The sequence below is a fragment of the Rhizobium sp. BK176 genome (assembly GCF_024808055.1).
The window spans coordinates 79,537-99,073 of record NZ_JANUBV010000011.1; the positions used below are offsets into that span (position 1 = coordinate 79,537).

Consider the following 19,537-nt stretch of genomic DNA (forward strand, 5'->3'; position numbering starts at 1 on the left):
AGGAATTTCAATGAGCTTCACGGTCGCCATTGTCGGTCGCCCGAATGTCGGCAAGTCGACGCTTTTCAACCGGTTGGTTGGAAAGAAGCTGGCGCTTGTCGATGACACGCCGGGCGTTACCCGCGACCGCCGCCCGGGCGAAGCACGGCTCGTCGACCTGCGTTTCACCATCGTTGATACGGCTGGTCTTGAGGAGGCCCATGAAGAGAGCCTGCAGGGCCGCATGCGCGCCCAGACAGAGGCGGCGATCGACGAGGCTGACCTTTCTTTGTTCGTAGTCGATGCCAAGACCGGGCTGACGCCCGTCGACACGGCGCTCGCCGAAATGTTGCGCCGCCGTGGCAAGCCCGTGGTTCTCGTGGCCAACAAGTCGGAAGCCCGTGGCTCGGACGCCGGGTTTTACGACGCCTATTCGCTCGGTCTTGGTGAACCGACTCCGATCTCGGCCGAACACGGGCAGGGCATGCTCGACCTTAGGGATGCGATCGTTGCCGCCCTTGGTGAAGACCGCGCATTTCCGCCTAAGGAAGATGTCGCCGTCACCGACGTCGATATCCCTCAGCCGATCGATGAGGAAGGCGAGGAAGAGGAAGAACCGGTATATGACGACACGAAGCCGCTGCGCGTGGCGATCGTCGGTCGCCCGAACGCCGGTAAGTCGACGCTGATCAATCGCTTCCTCGGTGAAGACCGACTGCTGACGGGGCCGGAAGCCGGCATCACGCGCGATTCCATCTCCGTTGAATGGGACTGGCGCGGCCGCACCATCAAGATGTTCGATACGGCAGGCATGCGCCGCAAGGCGAAGGTGATCGAGAAGCTCGAAAAGCTCTCGGTGGCCGATACGCTACGTGCCATCCGTTTTGCTGAGCTCGTCGTCATCGTCTTCGATGCGACGATCCCGTTCGAGAAGCAGGATCTGCACATCGTCGATCTCGTGCTCCGTGAGGGCCGTGCTGCCGTGCTCGCCTTCAACAAGTGGGACATGATCGAGGAGCCGCAGGCTGTTCTCGCGGACCTGCGCGAGAAGACCGACCGCTTGCTGCCGCAGGCGCGCGGGATTCGTGCCGTGCCGATCTCCGGCCAGACCGGCCGTGGTCTCGACAAGCTGATGCAGTCTATCATCGATACGGATAAGGTCTGGAACAAGCGCATCTCGACTGCCCGCCTCAATCGCTGGCTGGAGCAGCAGCAGGTTCAGCATCCGCCACCAGCAGTCTCCGGTCGCCGCATCAAGCTCAAGTATATGACGCAGGTGAAGGCCCGTCCGCCGGCGTTCATGATCTCCTGCACACGCTCCGACGCGCTGCCGGAATCGTACACCCGCTATTTGATCAACGGTCTGCGCAACGATTTCGACATGCCGAGCGTGCCGATCCGGATTCACTATCGTTCTCCGGACAATCCGTATGAGTCGAAGAAAAAGCGGTCCTGATAGGTCCGCTGCTCCTTATTTTGAGTGACGCGTCAGCGTGTCGCGCAATACGATCACGTCTGCCGCCAACCGTTTCAAGTCAGCAAATTCTCGGCCCGATGCATCGAGGATGCAGCCGGGAATGGATGCTGCGCGTCTTTTGAGTTCGCGACCCTCCTTCGTCAACCGGATGATGACTACACGCTCGTCGTCCTTGCCGCGCTCGCGTTTGACGTAGCCGGCCGTTTCCAAACGCTTCAGGAGAGGGGTGAGGGTGCTCGATTCAAGGTGAAGCTTCTCGCTGATGTCGCCGACTGTCTGGTTGTCTTCTTTCCATAGGGTGACCATTGCCAGGTACTGCGGGTATGTGAGGTCCAGCGCATCAAGCAGTGGCTTGTAGACCCGATTCATCGCGTGATTTGCGGTGTAGAGGGCGAAGCACATAAAATCATCTAGGTTCAGATCGTCGCTCATATCCAATTCTCCGAAAGCGCGACAACATATATCGCGCAATAAACAATCGCAACCAATCTTTCTGCATGAGAGCTGTGCCTGTTTATATCGTGCGATATATAATAGTGCAATATATAGATGATGCGCCAACGACGAATAGCAACCGAAAAGGACAGGACAATGTCGACCGCAAAGACCGCACTCTCCGCAGCAGCCATCCTCGCAGCAACCACTTTGGGTGCCGCTGCCGATCCGGTATTGGAAGTGACAACCCAGAAGTTCATCGATGCGCTCGCTGGCTCCAAGCCAATCTATGCACTGTCTCCTTCCGACGCCCGCAATGTCCTTGCCGGGGCGCAGAAGGGTGACGCCAAGAAGCTTGCCGCCAAGGAAGAGAACCTGACGATCAAGGCTGGACCGACCGGCAGCATCAAGCTGCGTGTCGTTCGTCCAGAAGGCGTGAAGGGCAAGCTTCCTGTCGTCATGTATTTCCACGGCGGCGGCTGGGTGCTTGGCGATGCCGATACGCATGACCGTCTCGTTCGCGAGATCGCCAATGGCGCCAAGGCCACTGTTGTCTTTGTCGACTATGAGCGCTCGCCGGAGGCTCGCTATCCGATCGCGATCGAGCAGGCCTACGCCGCAACGAAATACGTCACTGAACACCAGAAGGAATTCAATGTCGACGCCACCCGCCTGGCGGTGGCCGGCGACAGCGTCGGCGGCAACATGACCGCGGCGGTCACGCTGCTTGCCAAGGAGCGCGGCGGTCCTGCAATCGCTCAGCAGGTCATGTTCTATCCCGTGACCGACGCCAACTTCGAGACCGGCTCCTACAATCAGTTCGCCAACGGTCCTTGGCTAACGAAGGAAGCGATGAAGTGGTTCTGGAATGCGTATCTCCCCGATGAAGCCAAGCGCAGGGAGCCGACTGCTTCCCCGCTCCAGGCTTCACTCGATCAGCTGAACGGGTTGCCTCCGGCATTGATCATCACCGACGAGAATGACGTGCTGCGAGACGAAGGCGAGGCCTATGGCCGCAAATTAAGTCAGGCGGGCGTGAAGGTGACCTCGATCCGCTACAACGGCACGATCCACGACTTCGTGCTTCTGAACGCCATTGCCGAGACGCCCGCTGTGCGCAGCGCAATCTCCGTTGCCAGCCAGACGCTCCGCGACGCGCTCAGCAAATAACCGGTTCAGGTTCCTGACGAGACGGGCCCGGCGGCATCACCGGGCTTTTTCGTTCTTGGCAGCGACTTGGCAGCAAATTGCCAGGCTTTCTTCCACTTCGGCGTAATGACGCCGTTGGCGGCGCGGATGTTGTTGATGAACTGTGTCGTCGCCGCTTCCCAGGAATATTGAAGCGCGAGTTCGCGTGCCTTCTCGCGCGACGCTGAAAACGCCGTTAGGCAGGCCGTTTTCAGGTCGTCGTCGAGTGCTCCGACGTCGTTGTCGTCTGCGATGATGTCGAGGGGGCCGGTGACAGGGTAGGCGGCGACGGGAACGCCTGACGCGAGGGCCTCGAGGATCGTATTTCCGAACGTATCCGTCAGCGAGGGGAAGACGAAGACATCCGCCTGGGCGTAGGCCTTCGCCAGTTCCTCGCCGACCTTCAGGCCGGCGAAGTGGACATCTGGATAGCGCTTCTCGAGCTCGGCACGAGCCGGCCCGTCACCGACGACGACCTTCGATCCCGGTAGGTCGAGATCCAGGAAGGCCGGCAAGTTCTTTTCCAGGGCAACGCGGCCGACTGTCATGAAGATCGGGCGGGCAAGGCCGAACGGCGCGTCGTCCAGGGGCATGGGGCGGAAATGATCGGCATCGATGCCGCGGCTCCACGGCATGAGGTTTCGAATGCCCTTGTCGGAGAGTTCGCGCGCGAGGCTTGGGGTCGCGACCATGCAACCGGCGCCGGAATTGTGGAACCAACGGACGAACGCATAAAGCCAGCTCTTCGGTATGGGCAAACGGGCCGAAACATATTCCGGAAAGCGGGTGTGGTAACTGGTCGAAAAGGGCATGCGGTTCTTCAGGCACCAGCGCCGCGCCGTCAGCCCCAAAGGACCCTCCGTTGCGATATGAACGTAGGAGGGCATGTGTTTTCTGATCTCGCGCGCGACGCGGCGGTAGCTGGCGATGGAAAGACGAATTTCGGGGTAGGTGGGGCAGGGCACACTGTGAAAGCCCTGCGGCGTCACCATTGCCACGTCAATGCCCATTTTCGCCAGTTCGCGGTTGGTGTTCTCGATCGAACGGACGACGCCGTTGACCTGCGGATGCCAGGCATCGCTGACAATGACCAGCCGTTCCGCCACCCCCGGCCGAGATGCGTTCCGGCCTTCGTTGCCCCCAACATCCGACATATGCTGCAGCACGCCCCAATTCCATCCAAGCCGCGCCCGCGGGGGCGCCGGCCAAACTCCCGGCAGACCCGGGGACTCGATTCCCGCGCTTCACATTCTGGCGACCGTCGATGATGGAAATATTACAGTTGCGCTACACCGATCGTCCGGTGTTGCTCAGGCGTGGTTGATACCAAGTTTTTCCCAGGCAACGAGGGCTCCATGTTCGCTGACGACGCGTGCGGCAACCTTTGCAGCAAATGCGGCGGCGGCGGGCGCGTCCTTGGTCTCGAGGTAGCGGGCGAGAAATGCGCCGTTGAAGCTGTCGCCGGCGCTGGTCGTGTCGACGACCTGCTCGACCTTCTCAGCCGGGACGAATCTCTCCACGCCGTCGAAGCTCAACGTTGCTCCTTCTGCGCCGTTCTTGACCACCACGTCCGTCGCGCCGAGGGTGCGATAGCGCTGGATCGTTGCTGCAATCGAAACGTCGCCGAAGTGCGTTGCCTCGTCATCAAAACTCGGCAGCACCAGGGAAGAGGCACGCGCACCTTCGCTAATCGTCGCATGCATCACGTCATAGCCCGACCAGAGCCGCGGGCGGATATTGGGATCGAAGGCCACGATCTTGCCGGCGGCCTTGGCGCGGCGGACTTCGGTGAGCAGGGTGTCGGCGTCGTTGCGAGACAGGATCGCAAGTGTGATGCCGGAGAAGTAGACAACGTCGCTGGCCTCGATCGCCTCGCGAAGGAGTTCCGCGTCGGCTGCGAGCTGGCGGGCGGCGGAGTTGTCGCGCCAGTAACTAAAGGAGCGCTCGCCATCCTTGAGGCTGATCATGTAGAGACCCGGCGCCTTGCCCTTGATGCGCCTGATAAATTCCGTGCCGATGCCAGCCTGCTTGTAGAAGGCGATCATCTCATCGGACATGGCTTCGTCGCCGAGCGCGGTAAAATACTCGACCGACCAATCCGCCGGCAGGCAGGCGCGGGCGTACCAGGCTGTATTCAGCGTGTCGCCGGCAAAGCCCTTGCGCAGCAAGCCGGCGCCTGCATGCGAAAGCTCTACCATGCATTCACCGATCGATAGAAAACGCCCGCTCACAGAAAGCCTCCCTGAATTTTCCCGCTTTCGCTGATACGCGTAGAGGCTGTTCCTGACAAGCCACGAGCGGCATGTGGCTGCGACTCTAGGCCGGATTGTTGACCCTATCTGCAGCGCGCATAGTGGCACTCGCGCAGTTACGGGGACACACGCTTGCAGACGATCTCAGGCCCTCTGATTGGTATTTCGCTGGTTGCGGCGCTATCGCTTTCAACCGGTCTCGCTTCCGCACACGGAGGCGGAGGCAAGCGAAAGTGGGATTGTCAGACACTCGCCTTGCAGGAACGAAACACGGTGGGCGGTAAGCTGCCTAGCAAGGACATCAAGCACCGCGAAAAGCTAAAGCGCAAAATGCAGAAGCTGGGATGTTCGACTGATTTCGGCTGAAGGTTGTTTTTTGTCCCGCCCGCTTTAGTGTTGGCATCATCGAATGAAGGTAGGAGATAGACGGCTGATGTCGGTTGCGGGCAAAACAGCGGACTGGTGGCGAGGTGCGGTTATCTATCAGGTCTATCCACGATCCTTTCAGGATACGAACGGAGATGGCCTCGGAGACCTGAAGGGCATTACCCGGAGATTGCCCCATATCGCCAGCCTCGGCGTAGACGCCATCTGGCTGTCGCCATTCTTCAAGTCACCGATGGCCGATATGGGCTATGACGTTTCCGACTATTGCGATGTCGATCCGATCTTCGGAACGCTCGATGATTTCGACGAGATGATGGCGGCGGCTCACCGGCTCGGCATCAAGATCATCATCGACCAAGTGATATCGCACACGTCCGATGTTCATCCCTGGTTCGTCGAAAGCCGCTCAAGCCGAAGCAATCCCAAGGCCGACTGGTATGTCTGGGCAGATCCGAAGCCAGATGGCACGGCACCCAACAACTGGCTCTCGATCTTCGGCGGGCCTGGATGGGAATGGGATGGCGTACGCCGGCAATATTACCAGCACAACTTCCTGACCTCGCAGCCGGATCTGAACTTCCACAATCCACAGGTTCAGGATGCCGTGCTCGCCACCGTGAAGTTCTGGCTCGACCGTGGCGTCGATGGCTTCCGCCTTGATACAGTGAACTACTACTTCTGCGATAAGCTTCTTCGCGACAATCCCCCGCATGCGCCCGACGAGAGCGATGCCGGTCTCGATGCGCCCGATACGAACCCTTACGGCATGCAGAACCACCTCTATGACAAGACGCAGCCGGAAAACATCGGCTTCCTCCAGCGCTTCCGGGCCTTGCTCGACCACTACGAAGCGCGCGCGACGGTAGGCGAGGTCGGCGACGGAGCACGCTCGTTGAAGACGGTGGCTGCCTATACCGCCGGCGGCGACAAGCTGAACATGTGCTACACCTTCGACCTGCTCGGACCGGAGTTTACCGCTACCCATATCCGCAGTTGCGTCGATGCCTTCCAGAAGTCGGTTGCCAATGGCTGGGTCTGCTGGGCCTTCTCGAACCATGACGTCAACCGTCATGTGAGCCGCTTCGCAAAGACCCCGGAGGAGCGGCCAGTCGTTGCCAAGCTCGCCATGTCGGTGCTGGCGACGCTGCGCGGCTCGATCTGCCTCTATCAGGGGGAAGAACTCGGCCTGCCGGAGGCCGAGTTGGCCTTCGAGGATCTGCGTGACCCCTACGGCATCCGTTTCTGGCCGGCCTTCAAGGGACGCGACGGATGCCGCACGCCGATGCCCTGGGAGGCTGCGAAGGCGCATGCCGGCTTTACCATGGCCGAAAAATCCTGGTTGCCTGTTCCTTACGAGCAGGCAGCGCTTTCCGTCGACACGCAGGAGAGCGATCCGCATTCCGTTCTGAACCACTACCGGCAGACGCTCGAATTCCGGAAAGGCCATCCGGCATTGCTTGACGGCGCGATGGAGTTCATCGGGACCAATCAGGACCTGCTCGCCTTCACGCGCACCAAGGGAAGCGAGACGCTGCTCTTTGTCTTCAACCTGACGCGCAAGCCAGCACAGTTCATTCCGCCGGCGGGAATGGTGATAGGAGAACGGTTGGCTATGCCGGGCTTTGCGGCGGGAGCGGCAACCGGCCCAATCAAGCTTGTCGCGCTCGACGCGTTCTGTGCGCGGGTGGCTGGCTAGACGTCAGCCGATCAGCGCAAACTTGTCGACATCGACCATTCCCCGATCCGAGATCTTCAGGTGCGGAATGACCGGGAGCGGCAGGAAGGCCACCTGCAGGAAGGGTTCCTCAAGCGTCGTGCCGAGCGCGTAGGCGGCCTTGCGTAGATGGTGGAGCGTGTCGCGCACCGTCTCGTAGGGCTCGAGGCTCATCAGGCCGGCAATGGGCAGGGCGATCTCGCCGGTGACCTTGCCATCCTCCACAACCACGAAGCCGCCGTTGATTTCGCCGAGGCGATTGGCGGCGAGCGCCATGTCGTCCTCGCTGACGCCAACGACGCAGATGTTGTGGCTGTCATGGCCGACGGTGGAGGCAATCGCACCCTTCTTCAGGCCGAAGCCCTGGACGAAGCCATTGGCATGGTTGCCGTTCTTGCCGTGCCTTTCGATCACAGCGACCTTGATGATGTCGTTGCCGAGATCGACGGCGGTCTGGTTGCCTTTCACCGGTAGCCGGTAGCGGCGGTGTTCGGTAATGATCTTGCCGGGAGTGACACCGATGACAGGCGTTTCGCCATCGGCCACAGGAACGCCGAAGTGGGCGGCGTTCACGGGCCGGGCCTTGACGCTGTCGAGGCCGACCGGCTCCACCGGCTTGCGTGTGGCGAAAAGTTCCGTGGTCACCTGGCGGCCGGCAGCAAAGACCAGATCCGCGCGGCAGTTTTCGAGGCTGTCGATGACCACGAGGTCCGCGCGCCAGCCTGGGGCGACGAGACCGCGGTCCCTCAAGCCGAAGGCCCGGGCAGCCGAGATCGAGGCGGCGCGGTAGACGGCAAGCGGCTCCACCCCGCTCTTGATCGCGGTACGGATCATGTAGTCGAGATGCCCTTGCTCGGCGATGTCGAGCGGGTTGCGATCATCGGTGCAAAGGGCGATGTAGGGCGACAGGCGCTCGGTGATGATGGGCATCAGGGCTGCGAGATCTTTCGAAACAGAGCCCTCGCGCACGAGGATGTGCATGCCCTTGCGGATCTTTTCCAGCGCTTCGGCAGCACTCGTGCATTCGTGCTCGGTGCGGATGCCGGCGGCGAGATAGCCGTTGAGGTCGTTGCCCGAGAGCAGAGGGGCGTGGCCGTCAATGTGCTCGCCCTGGAAGGCGTCGAGCTTCGCCATGCAGATCGGATCCTTGTGGATCACGCCGGGGAAATTCATGAACTCGGCAAGGCCGATTACCTTCGGATGATGGCGGAAGGGAAGGAGGCGCTCGATCGGAAGGTCGGCGCCCGATGTCTCCAGATGCGTCGCAGGCACGCAGGAGGAGAGCTGGACACGGATGTCCATGATCGTTTCGAGGGACGAATCGAGGAAATACTGAATGCCTTCGGTGCCGAGAACATTTGCGATCTCGTGCGGGTCGCAGATGACTGTCGTTACGCCATAGGGCAGGACGCAGCGGTCGAATTCGTGTGGCGTCACCAGCGACGACTCGATGTGGAGATGCGTATCGATGAAGCCCGGCACCACGATCTTGCCCGAGATATCGATCTCGGTTTCGCCGTCGTAGCTGCCGCACGTGCCGACGATAAGATCCTGTGCGATCGCGACATCGGATGCCACCAGTTCGCCGGTCACAAGGTCGAAGAAACGGCCGCCTTTCAGAACGATGTCGGCGGGCAGGCGGCCCGTTCCCTGGTCGATGAGGCGTTCAAGCTTGGCAGTCATGGCATCCTCGTGCTGGCGTTTCACCAGTTATAGCCCATGTGTCCGACAAAGCGAGATCGGCTTTGTCGGCCGGTCCACAAACGAAAACCGGGTGCCCCAGAGGGACGCCCGGCGATCGAAATCGGGAGATCGAAGGCTTATTCGGCCGGAACGATCTTGCCGGCTTCCCACTTGTAGAGCGCGAAGCTTTGCGAGGTCAGGTCGCCGGTTTCGCCGTAGGTCAGCTTGCCGATTGCCGTCGGGATCGCTTCGCCGCCCTTCAGCGCCTTGGCGACTGCTTCCGAATCTTCAGCGCTACCGGCCTTCTCGATACCCGCCTTCAGGACTTCGACTGCGGCGTAGGCGTTGAGCGTGAAGGCCTCGGCCGGGATGCCCTTGGCCTTAAGTGCGTCCGCAGCTGCCTGCGAGTCCGGGCTCTTCGTTGCGTCCATGGCATTGGTGAAGATCGTGCCACCGGCTGCGTCGGTGCCGATGTTCCAGAACTCGCTGTTCGATAGGCCGTCGCCGCCGATGATGACGGCCTTGACGGAGAGGTCATGCAGCTGACGGGCCAGCAGGCCGCCTTCCGGGTGATAGCCGCCGAAATAGACAACATCGACGTTCTCGGCCTTCAGACGGGTCGTGAGCGCGCTGAAGTCCTTGTCGCCGGGGCTCAGGGAGTCGTCGAGCACTTCCTTGATACCACCGGCGTTCAGGGTTGCCTTGAACGAGTCGGCCAGACCCTTGCCGTAAGCGCCCTTGTCGTTGATGATCGCGACGCGCTTGTCCTTGAAATTCTTCAGAACGTAGTTGGCGGCGACCTCAGCCTGCTGGTCGTCGCGACCGCAGGTGCGCAGAACGTTGGCGAGACCACGCTTGGTGAGATCGGGAGCCGTTGCCGTCGGGGTCACCATCAGCACGCCGTTTTCGGCGAGAACGTCAGAAGCCGGGATGGCGACGCCCGAGGTGACCGGGCCAACGACGAAGCGGATGCCGTCGCCGACGAGCTGGTTTGCGGCGGAAACGCCCTGCTTCGGTTCGCCGGCATCGTCGGCGTATTTGAGGATGACTTTTTCGCCGAGGATGCCGCCCTTCTTGTTGATCTCGTCAACAGCAGCCTGTGCGCCATTCTTCACCTGGTCGCCATAGGCGGCAACCGGACCGGTCAGCGGCGCGATGAGGCCAATGGTGATATCTGCATGGGCGAGCGGCGCAAAGGCAAGCGAGGCGACAAGGGCCGCCGACAAAGTCTTCAGACTCATTTTCTTTCTCCTTGGGTGGGTTTTCAAACCCGCGATTAAGTACCGCAGCAGTGTGCCCAGATCGTACAACAGCCCTTGCGGGATGCGCCAAGAGACGATGAGCAGCCGCACGGCCGAAGCATCCGCCTGCCATGTTTGGCTTCGGCGAGTGCACAGCAAGTTTCTTAGGAATTTACCGCGGATTTCGCAAGAAGATAAAGAAATGGGGCCCGTTTTTGCCTGATCTGGCAAAAACGGGCCCCAAAGCGCATCGATCAGATGTTGTTTTGAAGAATTTCGCGGAGTTTTCCGAAGAGTTCGTCGATGTGGTGCTTTTCGATGATCAGTGGCGGCGAGAGCGCGATGATGTCGCCGGTGGTGCGGATCAACAGGCCCTTCTCATAGGCCTTCAGGAAGGCGGTGAAGGCGCGCTTGGTGGGCTCGCCGGCGATCGGATCAAGTTCGATGGCGCCGATCAGGCCGGTGTTCCGGATGTCGATGACATTCGGGCAATCCTTCAAGGAGTGCAGTCCGTCGGCCCAGTAGTCCGCAAGCTCCGCGGCGCGGGTCAGCAGCCCTTCTTCCTTGTAGGTGTCGAGCGTGCCGAGAGCTGCCGCGCAGGCGATCGGGTTGCCGGAATAAGTGTAGCCGTGGAAGAACTCGATCATGTGTTCTGGACCACTCATGAACGCGTCATGGATCTCCGACGTCACGAAAACCGCGCCCATCGGGATGACGCCGTTGGTCAGGCCCTTTGCGGTGGTGATCATGTCAGGCTTGACGTCGTAGTATTGGGCGGCGAACGGGGCACCGAGGCGGCCGAAACCGGTGATGACTTCGTCGAAGATCAACAGGATGCCGTGCTTGGTGCAGATTTCGCGGAGCTTCTGCAGGTAGCCCTTAGGCGGGATCAGGACGCCGGTCGAGCCGGCGATCGGTTCGACGATGACGGCTGCGATCGTCGAAGCGTCGTGCAGTGTGACGATGCGCTCGAGTTCCGTCGCCAGATCGCCGCCATGCTCCGGCTGGCCGCGGGTAAAGGCGTTCTTGCCTGGCTGATGTGTGTGTGGCAGGTGATCGACACCGGTCAGCAGGGCACCGAACATCTTGCGGTTGGAAACGATGCCGCCGACGGAGATGCCGCCGAAGTTGACGCCGTGATAGCCGCGCTCGCGGCCGATGAGACGGAACCGCGAACCGTTACCCTTCACCCGATGGTAGGCGAGGGCGACCTTAAGAGCCGTTTCGACCGATTCAGATCCCGAATTGGTGTAGAGAACGTGATCCATCCCTTCGGGTGCAATGTCGACGAGGCGGTTTGCCAGCTCGAAGGCCTTCGGATGACCGAGCTGGAAGGCTGGCGCGTAATCGAGTTCGCCAGCCTGTTCGCGGATCGCCTCGGTGATCTTCGGCCGGCAGTGGCCGGCATTGACGCACCAGAGGCCGGCAGTGCCGTCGAGCACCTGGCGGCCGTCGTGGGTCTGGTAGTACATGTCCTTCGCGCCGACAAAGAGACGCGGCTCCTTCTTGAACTGTCGGTTCGCGGTGAAGGGCATCCAAAAGGCCCGGAGGTCGTTTGGCGTGGTATTGAGGCGGTTGGACATGCTGTTCTCCATGGCCGTTTCGGAGGCCGTTCCCGTTATTGGCTGAGGCGGTTTTTTTACTGCCCGGTCAAATTATCAGCGCTTGTCCGGGCGTCAAGCGGCTGCCGTTGCCAGCGGGCGCTCGCGCCGGCTGGCGCAGTGCAAAAAAATAGACCGGCATTGCTGCCGGTCTAAGAGTATGAAGACGTACTGAAATAAGGTGCCGCACTATTCCGGATGCATCCCTCGGCAGTGGGGCTTATAGGCTGACGTTATGTCAGCGCGTCCTTACGCCGCAGACTTTGCGCGGCTTTGAACAGCATAGATGTCGGTGAGGGCTTCGAGGATCTTGAGGACCGGCTCGGAATTGCTTGAATAGTAGATCGTCTGTGCGTCGCGTCGCGTCTTGACCAGCTTCTGGGCGCGCAGCTTGGATAGGTGCTGCGACAGCGCGGACTGGCTCAAACCGACTTCCTGCGCCAACGCGCCGACGGGGATCTCGCCCTTGACCAGGTTGCAGAGGATCAGAAGTCTCTTGGGGTTTGCCATTGCCGACAAAAGGGCAGCTGCAACGTTTGCATTGGCGGTTAAATCGATTGTGTCCATATTTTCTTCCTGGTGTGAAACTAATTTCAAGAACGCGTGTTCCCGCTCAATGCCGGACGGCGAAAACTATCAATACCGCTTCAAGATTGTATATAGCTAAATTTCAGGTATTGCGTATTTCATGTTAGATATATGTGAATAAATATCATCGACCCCCTGTGCGACGGTCTCGAACTCGCAGCGCAGAAGCAAATCACCCGAAATGAGATCGAAACCGGCGCAATCCACTCCACAAATGCGCCAATCGCCGTTGCCAGCCTTGAGGCCCGCTGCGGCTGTCGCTGCCAGATCTGGGCGCTCAGCTAGCAATTTTTGCACTATCGTGTCTGACTGAGCTGCCACGGCTTCATTGCCGGGGGATCGAATCGTCAGGTCCTCGCCTTCCAAGACATAGGCGCGACCAAAGCCGCCATTGAGGCTGGCCGACTGCGGCATGAGCCGGAAAAAACGGAAATCCGGAAAATCGATGTAGAGCTTGGCCTTGGCATGGCGATTGAGGAAGCGGCTGCGGATGCGCGCGTGGATCTCGCTGTCGCGCTCGACCGGTTCGGCTAGGCATTGGGTCGTCAGGCGGGTATAGGCGAGCGGATCGCCCTTGCCGGGCTCGCCCGTCAGAAGCGACGCGCGGCGGTCGGCGTCGAGCGCACGAGTATGCGTCGACAGGCCTGAGACGAGAATGACGGGTACGCCGTCAATGTCCGTGCCGAGGAGAACCCGGCTGGCAAAGGGAAAGCCGGTCCCGGGATCGAGAACGGCAATTGCGGCATAACGGGCGGAGCGGAGAAGCGTGCGAGCGAGCTTGCGGGCTTCTCCGTCCGTTTCCCTGAGAACGGAAGCTTGATCTTTCATGTCCACTTTCTTGGCGGAAGCGGACGCAGGGATCAAGCCTGTTCTTTGCGCCGATGCTGCGTGAGGCCTTCGACGATATCCTGCGCCGAGATGGTCCCAATGATCGCGCCGTTTTCCACGACGCCAATACTGCCGGGCTGGCGCGACAGCGCATCAAGGATGTCGATGAGCGGCGTTTCCGCACGCGCCGTGCCGCTGACGCTTGCACCGGCGGCCGCGTGGCCGAGACCGCGTTGCATCACGTCCTCGGCCGTCAGCATGCTGATCGGGTTCATGTGCTGGACGAAATCGGCGACGTACTGGTCCGCGGGGTTCTTCACGATCTCCTGCGGGGTGCCGCACTGGATGATGCGCCCGCCTTCCATGATGGCGATGCGGTTGCCGATACGGAACGCTTCGTCGAGATCGTGGCTCACGAACAGGATGGTCTTCTTCAGGCGTCGCTGGAACTCGAGGAGCTCGTCCTGCAGGCGTGTGCGGATCAGCGGATCGAGCGCCGAGAACGGCTCATCCATCAGCAGGATAGGCGCACCGGTGGCAAAGGCGCGGGCAAGGCCGACGCGCTGTTGCATGCCGCCGGACAGCTCATTGACCTTGCGGTCAGCCCATTTGGTCAGGTTGACGAGTTCGAGTTGCTCGCCGACGCGCTTCTTGCGTTCGGCGTCCGGCATACCCGCGAGTTCAAGGCCAAAGCCGACGTTTTCCGCGACCGTTCGCCATGGCAGCAGCGCGAACTGCTGGAAGACCATGGAAACGGTGTGCATGCGCAGGTCACGCAGACCTTTGGCCGTCGTTTTGTAAGGGCTGCAGGGGCCATTCGGCGTTGCGACCGACACCTCGCCGCGCACGACGGGCGCCAACCCGTTCACGGCGCGTAACAGGGTCGACTTGCCTGAACCGGAAAGGCCCATCAGGACGAGAATTTCGCCTTCCTGGACGCTCAGGGAGGCGTCTGCCACGCCGAGCACGAGTCCGGTTGCGGCGCTGATCTCGTCACGGTTCTTGCCCTGGTCCGCGAGGGCGAGGGCACTCTCCGGCTTGTCGCCGAAGACGATGCTGACGTTGTCGAAACGGACCGCGGTCATGCGCTTTCTCCTTCACCCGTCGCGCGGAACATGCGGTCGAGAATAATTGCGAGGATGACGATACAGAGGCCCGCCTGGAAGCCCATGGCGACGTTGACCGTATTGAGCGCGCGCACGACAGGCTTTCCGAGACCGTCGGCGCCAACCAGAGCGGCGATGACCACCATCGAGAGGGAGAGCATAATTGTCTGCGTGAGGCCGGCCATGATCTGCGGCATGGCAAAGGGAAGCTCGACTTTACGCAGTACCTGCATCGGTGTCGCGCCAAATGACTCTGCGGCTTCAACCAAAGAGGGCGGCGTCGATATGATGCCGAGGCGGGTCAGGCGGATCGGAGCGGGGATCGCAAAAATCACGGTTGCGATCAGGCCCGGAACCATCCCAAGGCCGAAAAGGATGAGCGCAGGGATCAGATAGACGAAGGTCGGGATGGTTTGCATGAGGTCGAGGACCGGCCGCATGATCGAAAACACCCATGCGCGCCGCGCACCGGCGATACCGAGCGGAATGCCGACGGCCATGCTGACGAACGTCGACGCCAGGACGAGTGCCAGTGTTTCCGTCGTTTCCTTCCAATAGCCCTGGTTCATGATCAGCAGCAAGCCGAGCAGGGTGAAGACCGCGACGCCGATGGAGCGGCGTAGCCAGTATGCAATGCCGACGATCGCGGCCAGCACGATCAGGGGATGCGGAGCCTGCAAGATAAAGAGCAACGCATTGATAACGTGCGATAAAACGAAAGCAAGCTGGTTAAAGAACCACTCGCCGCTCGACGTCAACCAATCGACGGTCGTTTTGGCGAAGGGGCCAATAGGAATTTTATAGTCGGTGATCCAATTCAAGGAGCGCGCCTATCCGAAAGAGCAAAGATCGAGGTGAAACAAGAAGGGGCGGCGAGGGCCGCCCCGTCATCAGTTTCAGAGGCCGAGGCCGGACTTCACGGCGGCAAGGGCGTCCTTGCCATCCTTCGTCGTGACGCCTGCCAGCCACGGATCAACTGCGTTCGGATTTGCCTTCAGCCATTCGGTCGCGGCAACCTGCGGATCCTCACCGTCGTTGAGGATCTTGCCCATGATCTGGTTTTCCATTTCCAGATTGAACTTCAGGTTCGAGATGAGCTTGCCGACGTTCGGGCATTCGGTGGTGTAGCCGGCACGGGTATTGGTGTAGACCGTCGCACCGCCGAAGTTCGGGCCGAAGGTGCTGTCACCGCCGGTAAGGTAGGTCATCTTGAAGTTTTCGTTCATGGGGTGGGGCGCCCAACCCAGGAACACGACCGGCTTGCCGTCCTTGTCGGCACGGGCGACCTGCGCGAGCATGCCCTGTTCGGAGGACTCGACGAGTTCAAGCCCGCCCATTCCCATCTCGTTCTTCTCGATCAGCGTCATGACGAGGCGGTTGCCGTCGTTGCCGGGCTCGATCCCGTAGATCTTGCCGTCAAGCTCGTCCTTGTGCTTGCCGATATCGCTAAAATCCTTGATGCCGAGTTCAGCGCCCTTGGCGTTGGTAGCGAGCGTGTACTTGGCGCCTTCGAGATTGACGCCGAGGGAATCGACGGTCTTCTCATCGAGGTAGGGTTGGACGTCCTTCTTCTGGGCCGGCATCCAGTTGCCAAGGAACACGTCGATGTCCTTGTTCTTGAGCGACTGATAAGTAACCGGAACCGACAGAACCTTAATGTCGGGCTCGTAGCCTAGGTTCTTCAGAATGACCGCTGTGGTGGCGGTGGTAGCGGTGATATCCGTCCAGCCGACGTCTGAAAGACGGACGGCGGAGCAGCTATCGGGGTCCGCGGCAAATGCTGCTGTTGCAACAGAGAGAGCGGCAACTGCGGTGGCGGTAGTCAGTTTGAATGCGCTTGTCGTTTTCATTTTAGACTCCCAGTCTTACGTTCCCAAGCCAATCACCAATAGCCGAGTTTTACAAGCGACCTGAGTGCGTTTGCGCCGCATTGGAGTACCCGATTGCGACGTAGGGCATTTTTTCGCGGAGTGCCGGGATTTCAAGGGTTTTGGCGATTTTCCGGCGTGAATTTCTTGTGATTATCAAAATGGGGGACTTTTCTTCGCGGTTTCGAGCTTCCAAGAAGCGAAAGACGGAGAAAACGATGGCAAAACTCTATTTCAACTACTCGACCATGAACGCCGGCAAGTCGACGATGCTGCTGCAGGCCTCCTACAATTACGAGGAGCGCGGCATGCGCGTCGTTCTGCTGATCGCGGCCTTCGACGAGCGCGCCGGAAAGGGAATTATCGGCTCCCGGATCGGGCTGCAGGCGAGCGCGATTGCCTTCGAACCGGACGCGGACCTGCAGGCTTTGATCGGCGAGCTCGGCAAGGAAGGGGAGCCAATCGCTTGCGTCTTCGTCGACGAGGCTCACTTCATGACGCGCGAGCATGTCTGGCAGCTTGCGCGCATCGTCGACCGGATGAACATCCCAGTGATGGTCTACGGCCTGCGGACCGATTTCCAGGGAAAGCTGTTTCCGGCATCGGAAGAACTGCTCGCGATTGCCGACGAGATGCGTGAGGTCAGGACGATCTGCCATTGCGGGCGCAAGGCGACGATGGTGGTGCGCCTCGATGCGGACGGAAGGGTCCTGCACGAAGGTGCGCAGATCGACGTCGGTGGCAACGAAAAATACGTGTCGCTCTGCCGGCGCCATTGGGATGACGCCATGAACGGGGAGTGGCGAGCGGAGGCGGTGTAGGCACTCCTCAAATCGATTCCGGATTGGCGGCTTATGCGCTAGTTTCGCGGAAACCGATTCATGGAGGCGTCCCGGTGCGCAAGCCTTTCTCCTTTGACACTCAGCTGGAAGCCGCGCGAGCGCTCGTGGAACAGTTGCGTCTTGAGGCTAGAGTCTGCGTCGATTTCATTAACGAGTTCGCCCGCCAAGGGGCGGCAGTCGACGACGAGCGCTTCCTTGTCGAGAACGGCCGCTTCCAGGCATTTGTGGCAAACGGCACGAGCCTGACCAATCTGCTTGCGGAGCTCGTATCCGTTCTCGACACGCTGACGATCAAGGTTTCGGCGGACCTCGACAGCTTCCGTGGCCTTACCGCCGGCGAGAAATTCATCGGACGCTTTTCGCGCCAGCGGATGTGGCGTCGTCATAGCGCGCGGGTGCGCGCTGCCCCTGTCGTGGAGCGGCTGCGTAACCTGCTGGTCAAGTCCGATGCCACCGCTGATGTTATCGCGAGCTACCGCACAATCGCGATCGACTTTCACAAGCTGGGAGAGCATGGCCTGATCGGCATCGTCGAACAGCGCCGTCGGCTGGTGGACAAGATTGATATCGCGCGCCTTCGTATCCGGGAATTGAATGCCAAGGCGCTCACCACGCAGGGCAGGATTGGCCTCTACGGCAGCAAAGCCGAATGGGAGCGCATGGAAGAGGAGCGCCGCGCGCTGAAGGCGGACGCCGAGCGCGTTGCTGACGAAGAGCGCGGCATGCGGGAGGATAGCCAGCGCCGCGAGCGCTTCATCAATCTGTTCCAGGTTTTCGTCGATGCACTCAATACCCAGGTTGGTCGGTGCAATGCGCTGACGCGCAAGGTCGTCATCGACACCGAAGAAAGGCTGTTGATTTATCAGGCACAGGTCGACACCGATATTCCGGGATCGAAGGTCCAGATTTCAGCCGAACTTTTTCCCGCCATTGCCGGGCCGATCGAACTGTTCGAGCGCAATATGCTGGTGCCGCAGGAGCTGGAACATCGCAAGCGGACCGCGGATGCTGCCTTTGCGAGCAAGTTCGAGGCGTTCCGGCCGGATCAGGAAGACAGCTCCGGAGACCCGGTCATCGATACGACGAAAATCTCCAAGCGGCTGCGCTTGCGCTTTCCGTTCTAGCTCGCGCCGAAGAAACAATAATATCAGCACGATATTGTCCTTGCCGGAGCGAGCGCATATGTCAGTGCGCAGACAATGTTGGTCCACCACGGCAAGGAGAAAACGATGCTCGACCGGATCGCCGGTTTTTTCAGGCTGATCGGCCGTACCATCGGACGCTGGGCGCGACTCCTGTTCGCCTGGGCTTTCTGGCCATTTATCGCCGCCCGCGGCTGGTACGTTCAACGGACATGGATGATCCGGTTGCCGATCCTGGGCCTGATCGGGCTGCTTGCCGTTCTCTATTGCTACTTCATCTGGCAGACGCAGGTCTGGTCCGGCTTCGATCCGTCCTTCGTGAATGAGTACCGGCTTTCCGAACGCAAGGTTGCCGCTGGACAGGAATTGCCAGCAACGGACGGCGCGGCGAAGACCTGCCAGCGCTCGGCCATTGTCGATGTCGCGGCCGATCTAACGGACTTCAACGTCAATCAGAATGCATGGATCTCCTCCATGCTCCTTTACCGTCTTGGCTTCTTCGGTGTCGATTGGGACCACACGCCTTTTCTCGACAACAAGGCGTCGTTCCAGCGCGGCGTGAACCAGGCGGTGCGCCGCACTTCAGCAGAGCTCGTCGACTCGCTCGGTCGGGTGCGTGGTACCTCGGGTATCAACAATGATCTGCAAGACGCCCGCGGTAAGCTGCAGTTCGATGAATACAGCTGGTATTTCGGACTGAATCCGTTCGGGCCGAAGACGCCGACGCCGAGCTACTACCGTTCGGCGATTGAAAGCTTGCGCAAGTTCAACACCGATTTGGCCGCCTGCAACGCGGTCTTCGATGGCCGTGCAGACAACCTCATTCAGTTCATTGATCGCATCGCCAACGATCTCGGCAGCACGTCCGATGTGCTTGCGGACCGCTCTCAGAACCACCATCGCGGTTGGTTCGATACCCGCGCGGACGATCGGTTCTGGTTTGCTTATGGGCAGCTCTATGCCTACTACGCGATCCTTGCGGCGGCGCAGTCCGATTTTTCGCAGGTGGTCGCGGAACGCAACCTGAGCGCCATCTTCGGCGCAACGATGCGGCAGTTCCAAGCGGCGTTGCAGATCCAGCCGGCAATCATTTCCAACGGCCGGGAAGACGGCTGGATCATGCCGAGCCATCTGGCGACGATGGGCTTCTACATTCTCCGCGTGCGCTCGAACCTCGTCGAGACGCGTTCCGTGCTCGATCGATGA

17 protein-coding genes are annotated in these 19,537 nt (G+C 60.4%); 6 read left to right on the top strand and 11 right to left on the bottom strand.

What is annotated here, in order from left to right:
* Positions 1-10 precede the first annotated feature (10 nt).
* The gene (der, locus tag FHT76_RS26820; RefSeq protein ID WP_183861264.1) at positions 11-1,435 is read left to right on the top strand and encodes a ribosome biogenesis GTPase Der; all 1,425 of its coding nucleotides are present in this window, start codon (positions 11-13) and stop codon (positions 1,433-1,435) included.
* Between the two features lie 15 nt (positions 1,436-1,450).
* Here der and FHT76_RS26825 read toward each other — a convergent pair whose 3' ends face one another.
* On the bottom strand, positions 1,451-1,888 hold the full coding sequence (locus FHT76_RS26825) for a MarR family winged helix-turn-helix transcriptional regulator (RefSeq protein WP_183754086.1): 438 nt from the start codon (positions 1,886-1,888) through the stop codon (positions 1,451-1,453).
* 159 nt (positions 1,889-2,047) lie between these two features.
* On the opposite strand from FHT76_RS26825, the gene FHT76_RS26830 reads away from it, so the two are divergent.
* Positions 2,048-3,061: an alpha/beta hydrolase gene (locus FHT76_RS26830; RefSeq protein ID WP_183861262.1), complete on the top strand. Its 1,014-nt coding sequence runs from the start codon at positions 2,048-2,050 to the stop codon at positions 3,059-3,061.
* Positions 3,062-3,066: 5 nt separating this feature from the next.
* Here FHT76_RS26830 and FHT76_RS26835 read toward each other — a convergent pair whose 3' ends face one another.
* Both FHT76_RS26835 and FHT76_RS26840 read right to left on the bottom strand, forming a co-directional pair.
* Complete coding sequence (locus tag FHT76_RS26835) at positions 3,067-4,233, bottom strand: glycosyltransferase family 1 protein (RefSeq protein ID WP_183861432.1); 1,167 nt, start codon at positions 4,231-4,233, stop codon at positions 3,067-3,069.
* Positions 4,234-4,389: 156 nt separating this feature from the next.
* Positions 4,390-5,310, bottom strand: coding sequence for a sugar kinase (locus FHT76_RS26840; protein ID WP_259129448.1), 921 nt, complete (start codon positions 5,308-5,310; stop codon positions 4,390-4,392).
* Between the two features lie 454 nt (positions 5,311-5,764).
* Here FHT76_RS26840 and FHT76_RS26845 point away from each other — a divergent pair, with 454 nt between their 5' ends.
* Positions 5,765-7,414: an alpha-glucosidase gene (locus tag FHT76_RS26845; RefSeq protein WP_183861430.1), complete on the top strand. Its 1,650-nt coding sequence runs from the start codon at positions 5,765-5,767 to the stop codon at positions 7,412-7,414.
* A gap of 3 nt (positions 7,415-7,417) precedes the next feature.
* On the opposite strand, the gene ade is transcribed toward FHT76_RS26845, so the two are convergent.
* From ade to FHT76_RS26885, 8 genes are all read right to left on the bottom strand, one after another.
* On the bottom strand, positions 7,418-9,115 hold the full coding sequence (gene ade, locus FHT76_RS26850) for an adenine deaminase (protein WP_183861259.1): 1,698 nt from the start codon (positions 9,113-9,115) through the stop codon (positions 7,418-7,420).
* Between the two features lie 137 nt (positions 9,116-9,252).
* Positions 9,253-10,356, bottom strand: coding sequence for a branched-chain amino acid ABC transporter substrate-binding protein (locus FHT76_RS26855; protein ID WP_016554764.1), 1,104 nt, complete (start codon positions 10,354-10,356; stop codon positions 9,253-9,255).
* A 254-nt stretch (positions 10,357-10,610) separates the two neighbouring features.
* Positions 10,611-11,939, bottom strand: coding sequence for an aspartate aminotransferase family protein (locus tag FHT76_RS26860; RefSeq protein ID WP_183861257.1), 1,329 nt, complete (start codon positions 11,937-11,939; stop codon positions 10,611-10,613).
* 267 nt (positions 11,940-12,206) lie between these two features.
* Positions 12,207-12,524: a helix-turn-helix transcriptional regulator gene (locus FHT76_RS26865; RefSeq protein ID WP_016554762.1), complete on the bottom strand. Its 318-nt coding sequence runs from the start codon at positions 12,522-12,524 to the stop codon at positions 12,207-12,209.
* Between the two features lie 96 nt (positions 12,525-12,620).
* Complete coding sequence (locus FHT76_RS26870; RefSeq protein ID WP_183861255.1) at positions 12,621-13,373, bottom strand: HugZ family protein; 753 nt, start codon at positions 13,371-13,373, stop codon at positions 12,621-12,623.
* Between the two features lie 32 nt (positions 13,374-13,405).
* Positions 13,406-14,458, bottom strand: a complete 1,053-nt coding sequence (gene choV / locus FHT76_RS26875) for a choline ABC transporter ATP-binding protein (RefSeq protein WP_183861253.1) — start codon at positions 14,456-14,458, stop codon at positions 13,406-13,408.
* Positions 14,455-15,300: a choline ABC transporter permease subunit gene (gene choW, locus FHT76_RS26880; RefSeq protein ID WP_114713399.1), complete on the bottom strand. Its 846-nt coding sequence runs from the start codon at positions 15,298-15,300 to the stop codon at positions 14,455-14,457. The genes choV and choW overlap by 4 nt, the downstream gene beginning before the upstream one ends.
* 75 nt (positions 15,301-15,375) lie before the next feature.
* Entirely contained in the window at positions 15,376-16,329 is a 954-nt protein-coding gene (locus tag FHT76_RS26885) for a choline ABC transporter substrate-binding protein (protein WP_183754104.1), read from the bottom strand.
* 236 nt (positions 16,330-16,565) lie between these two features.
* On the opposite strand from FHT76_RS26885, the gene FHT76_RS26890 reads away from it, so the two are divergent.
* From FHT76_RS26890 to FHT76_RS26900, 3 genes are all read left to right on the top strand, one after another.
* Positions 16,566-17,168: a thymidine kinase gene (locus tag FHT76_RS26890; RefSeq protein WP_183861251.1), complete on the top strand. Its 603-nt coding sequence runs from the start codon at positions 16,566-16,568 to the stop codon at positions 17,166-17,168.
* Between the two features lie 74 nt (positions 17,169-17,242).
* On the top strand, positions 17,243-18,313 hold the full coding sequence (locus FHT76_RS26895; protein ID WP_183861249.1) for a hypothetical protein: 1,071 nt from the start codon (positions 17,243-17,245) through the stop codon (positions 18,311-18,313).
* A 105-nt stretch (positions 18,314-18,418) separates the two neighbouring features.
* Positions 18,419-19,537: a DUF2333 family protein gene (locus FHT76_RS26900; RefSeq protein WP_183861247.1), complete on the top strand. Its 1,119-nt coding sequence runs from the start codon at positions 18,419-18,421 to the stop codon at positions 19,535-19,537.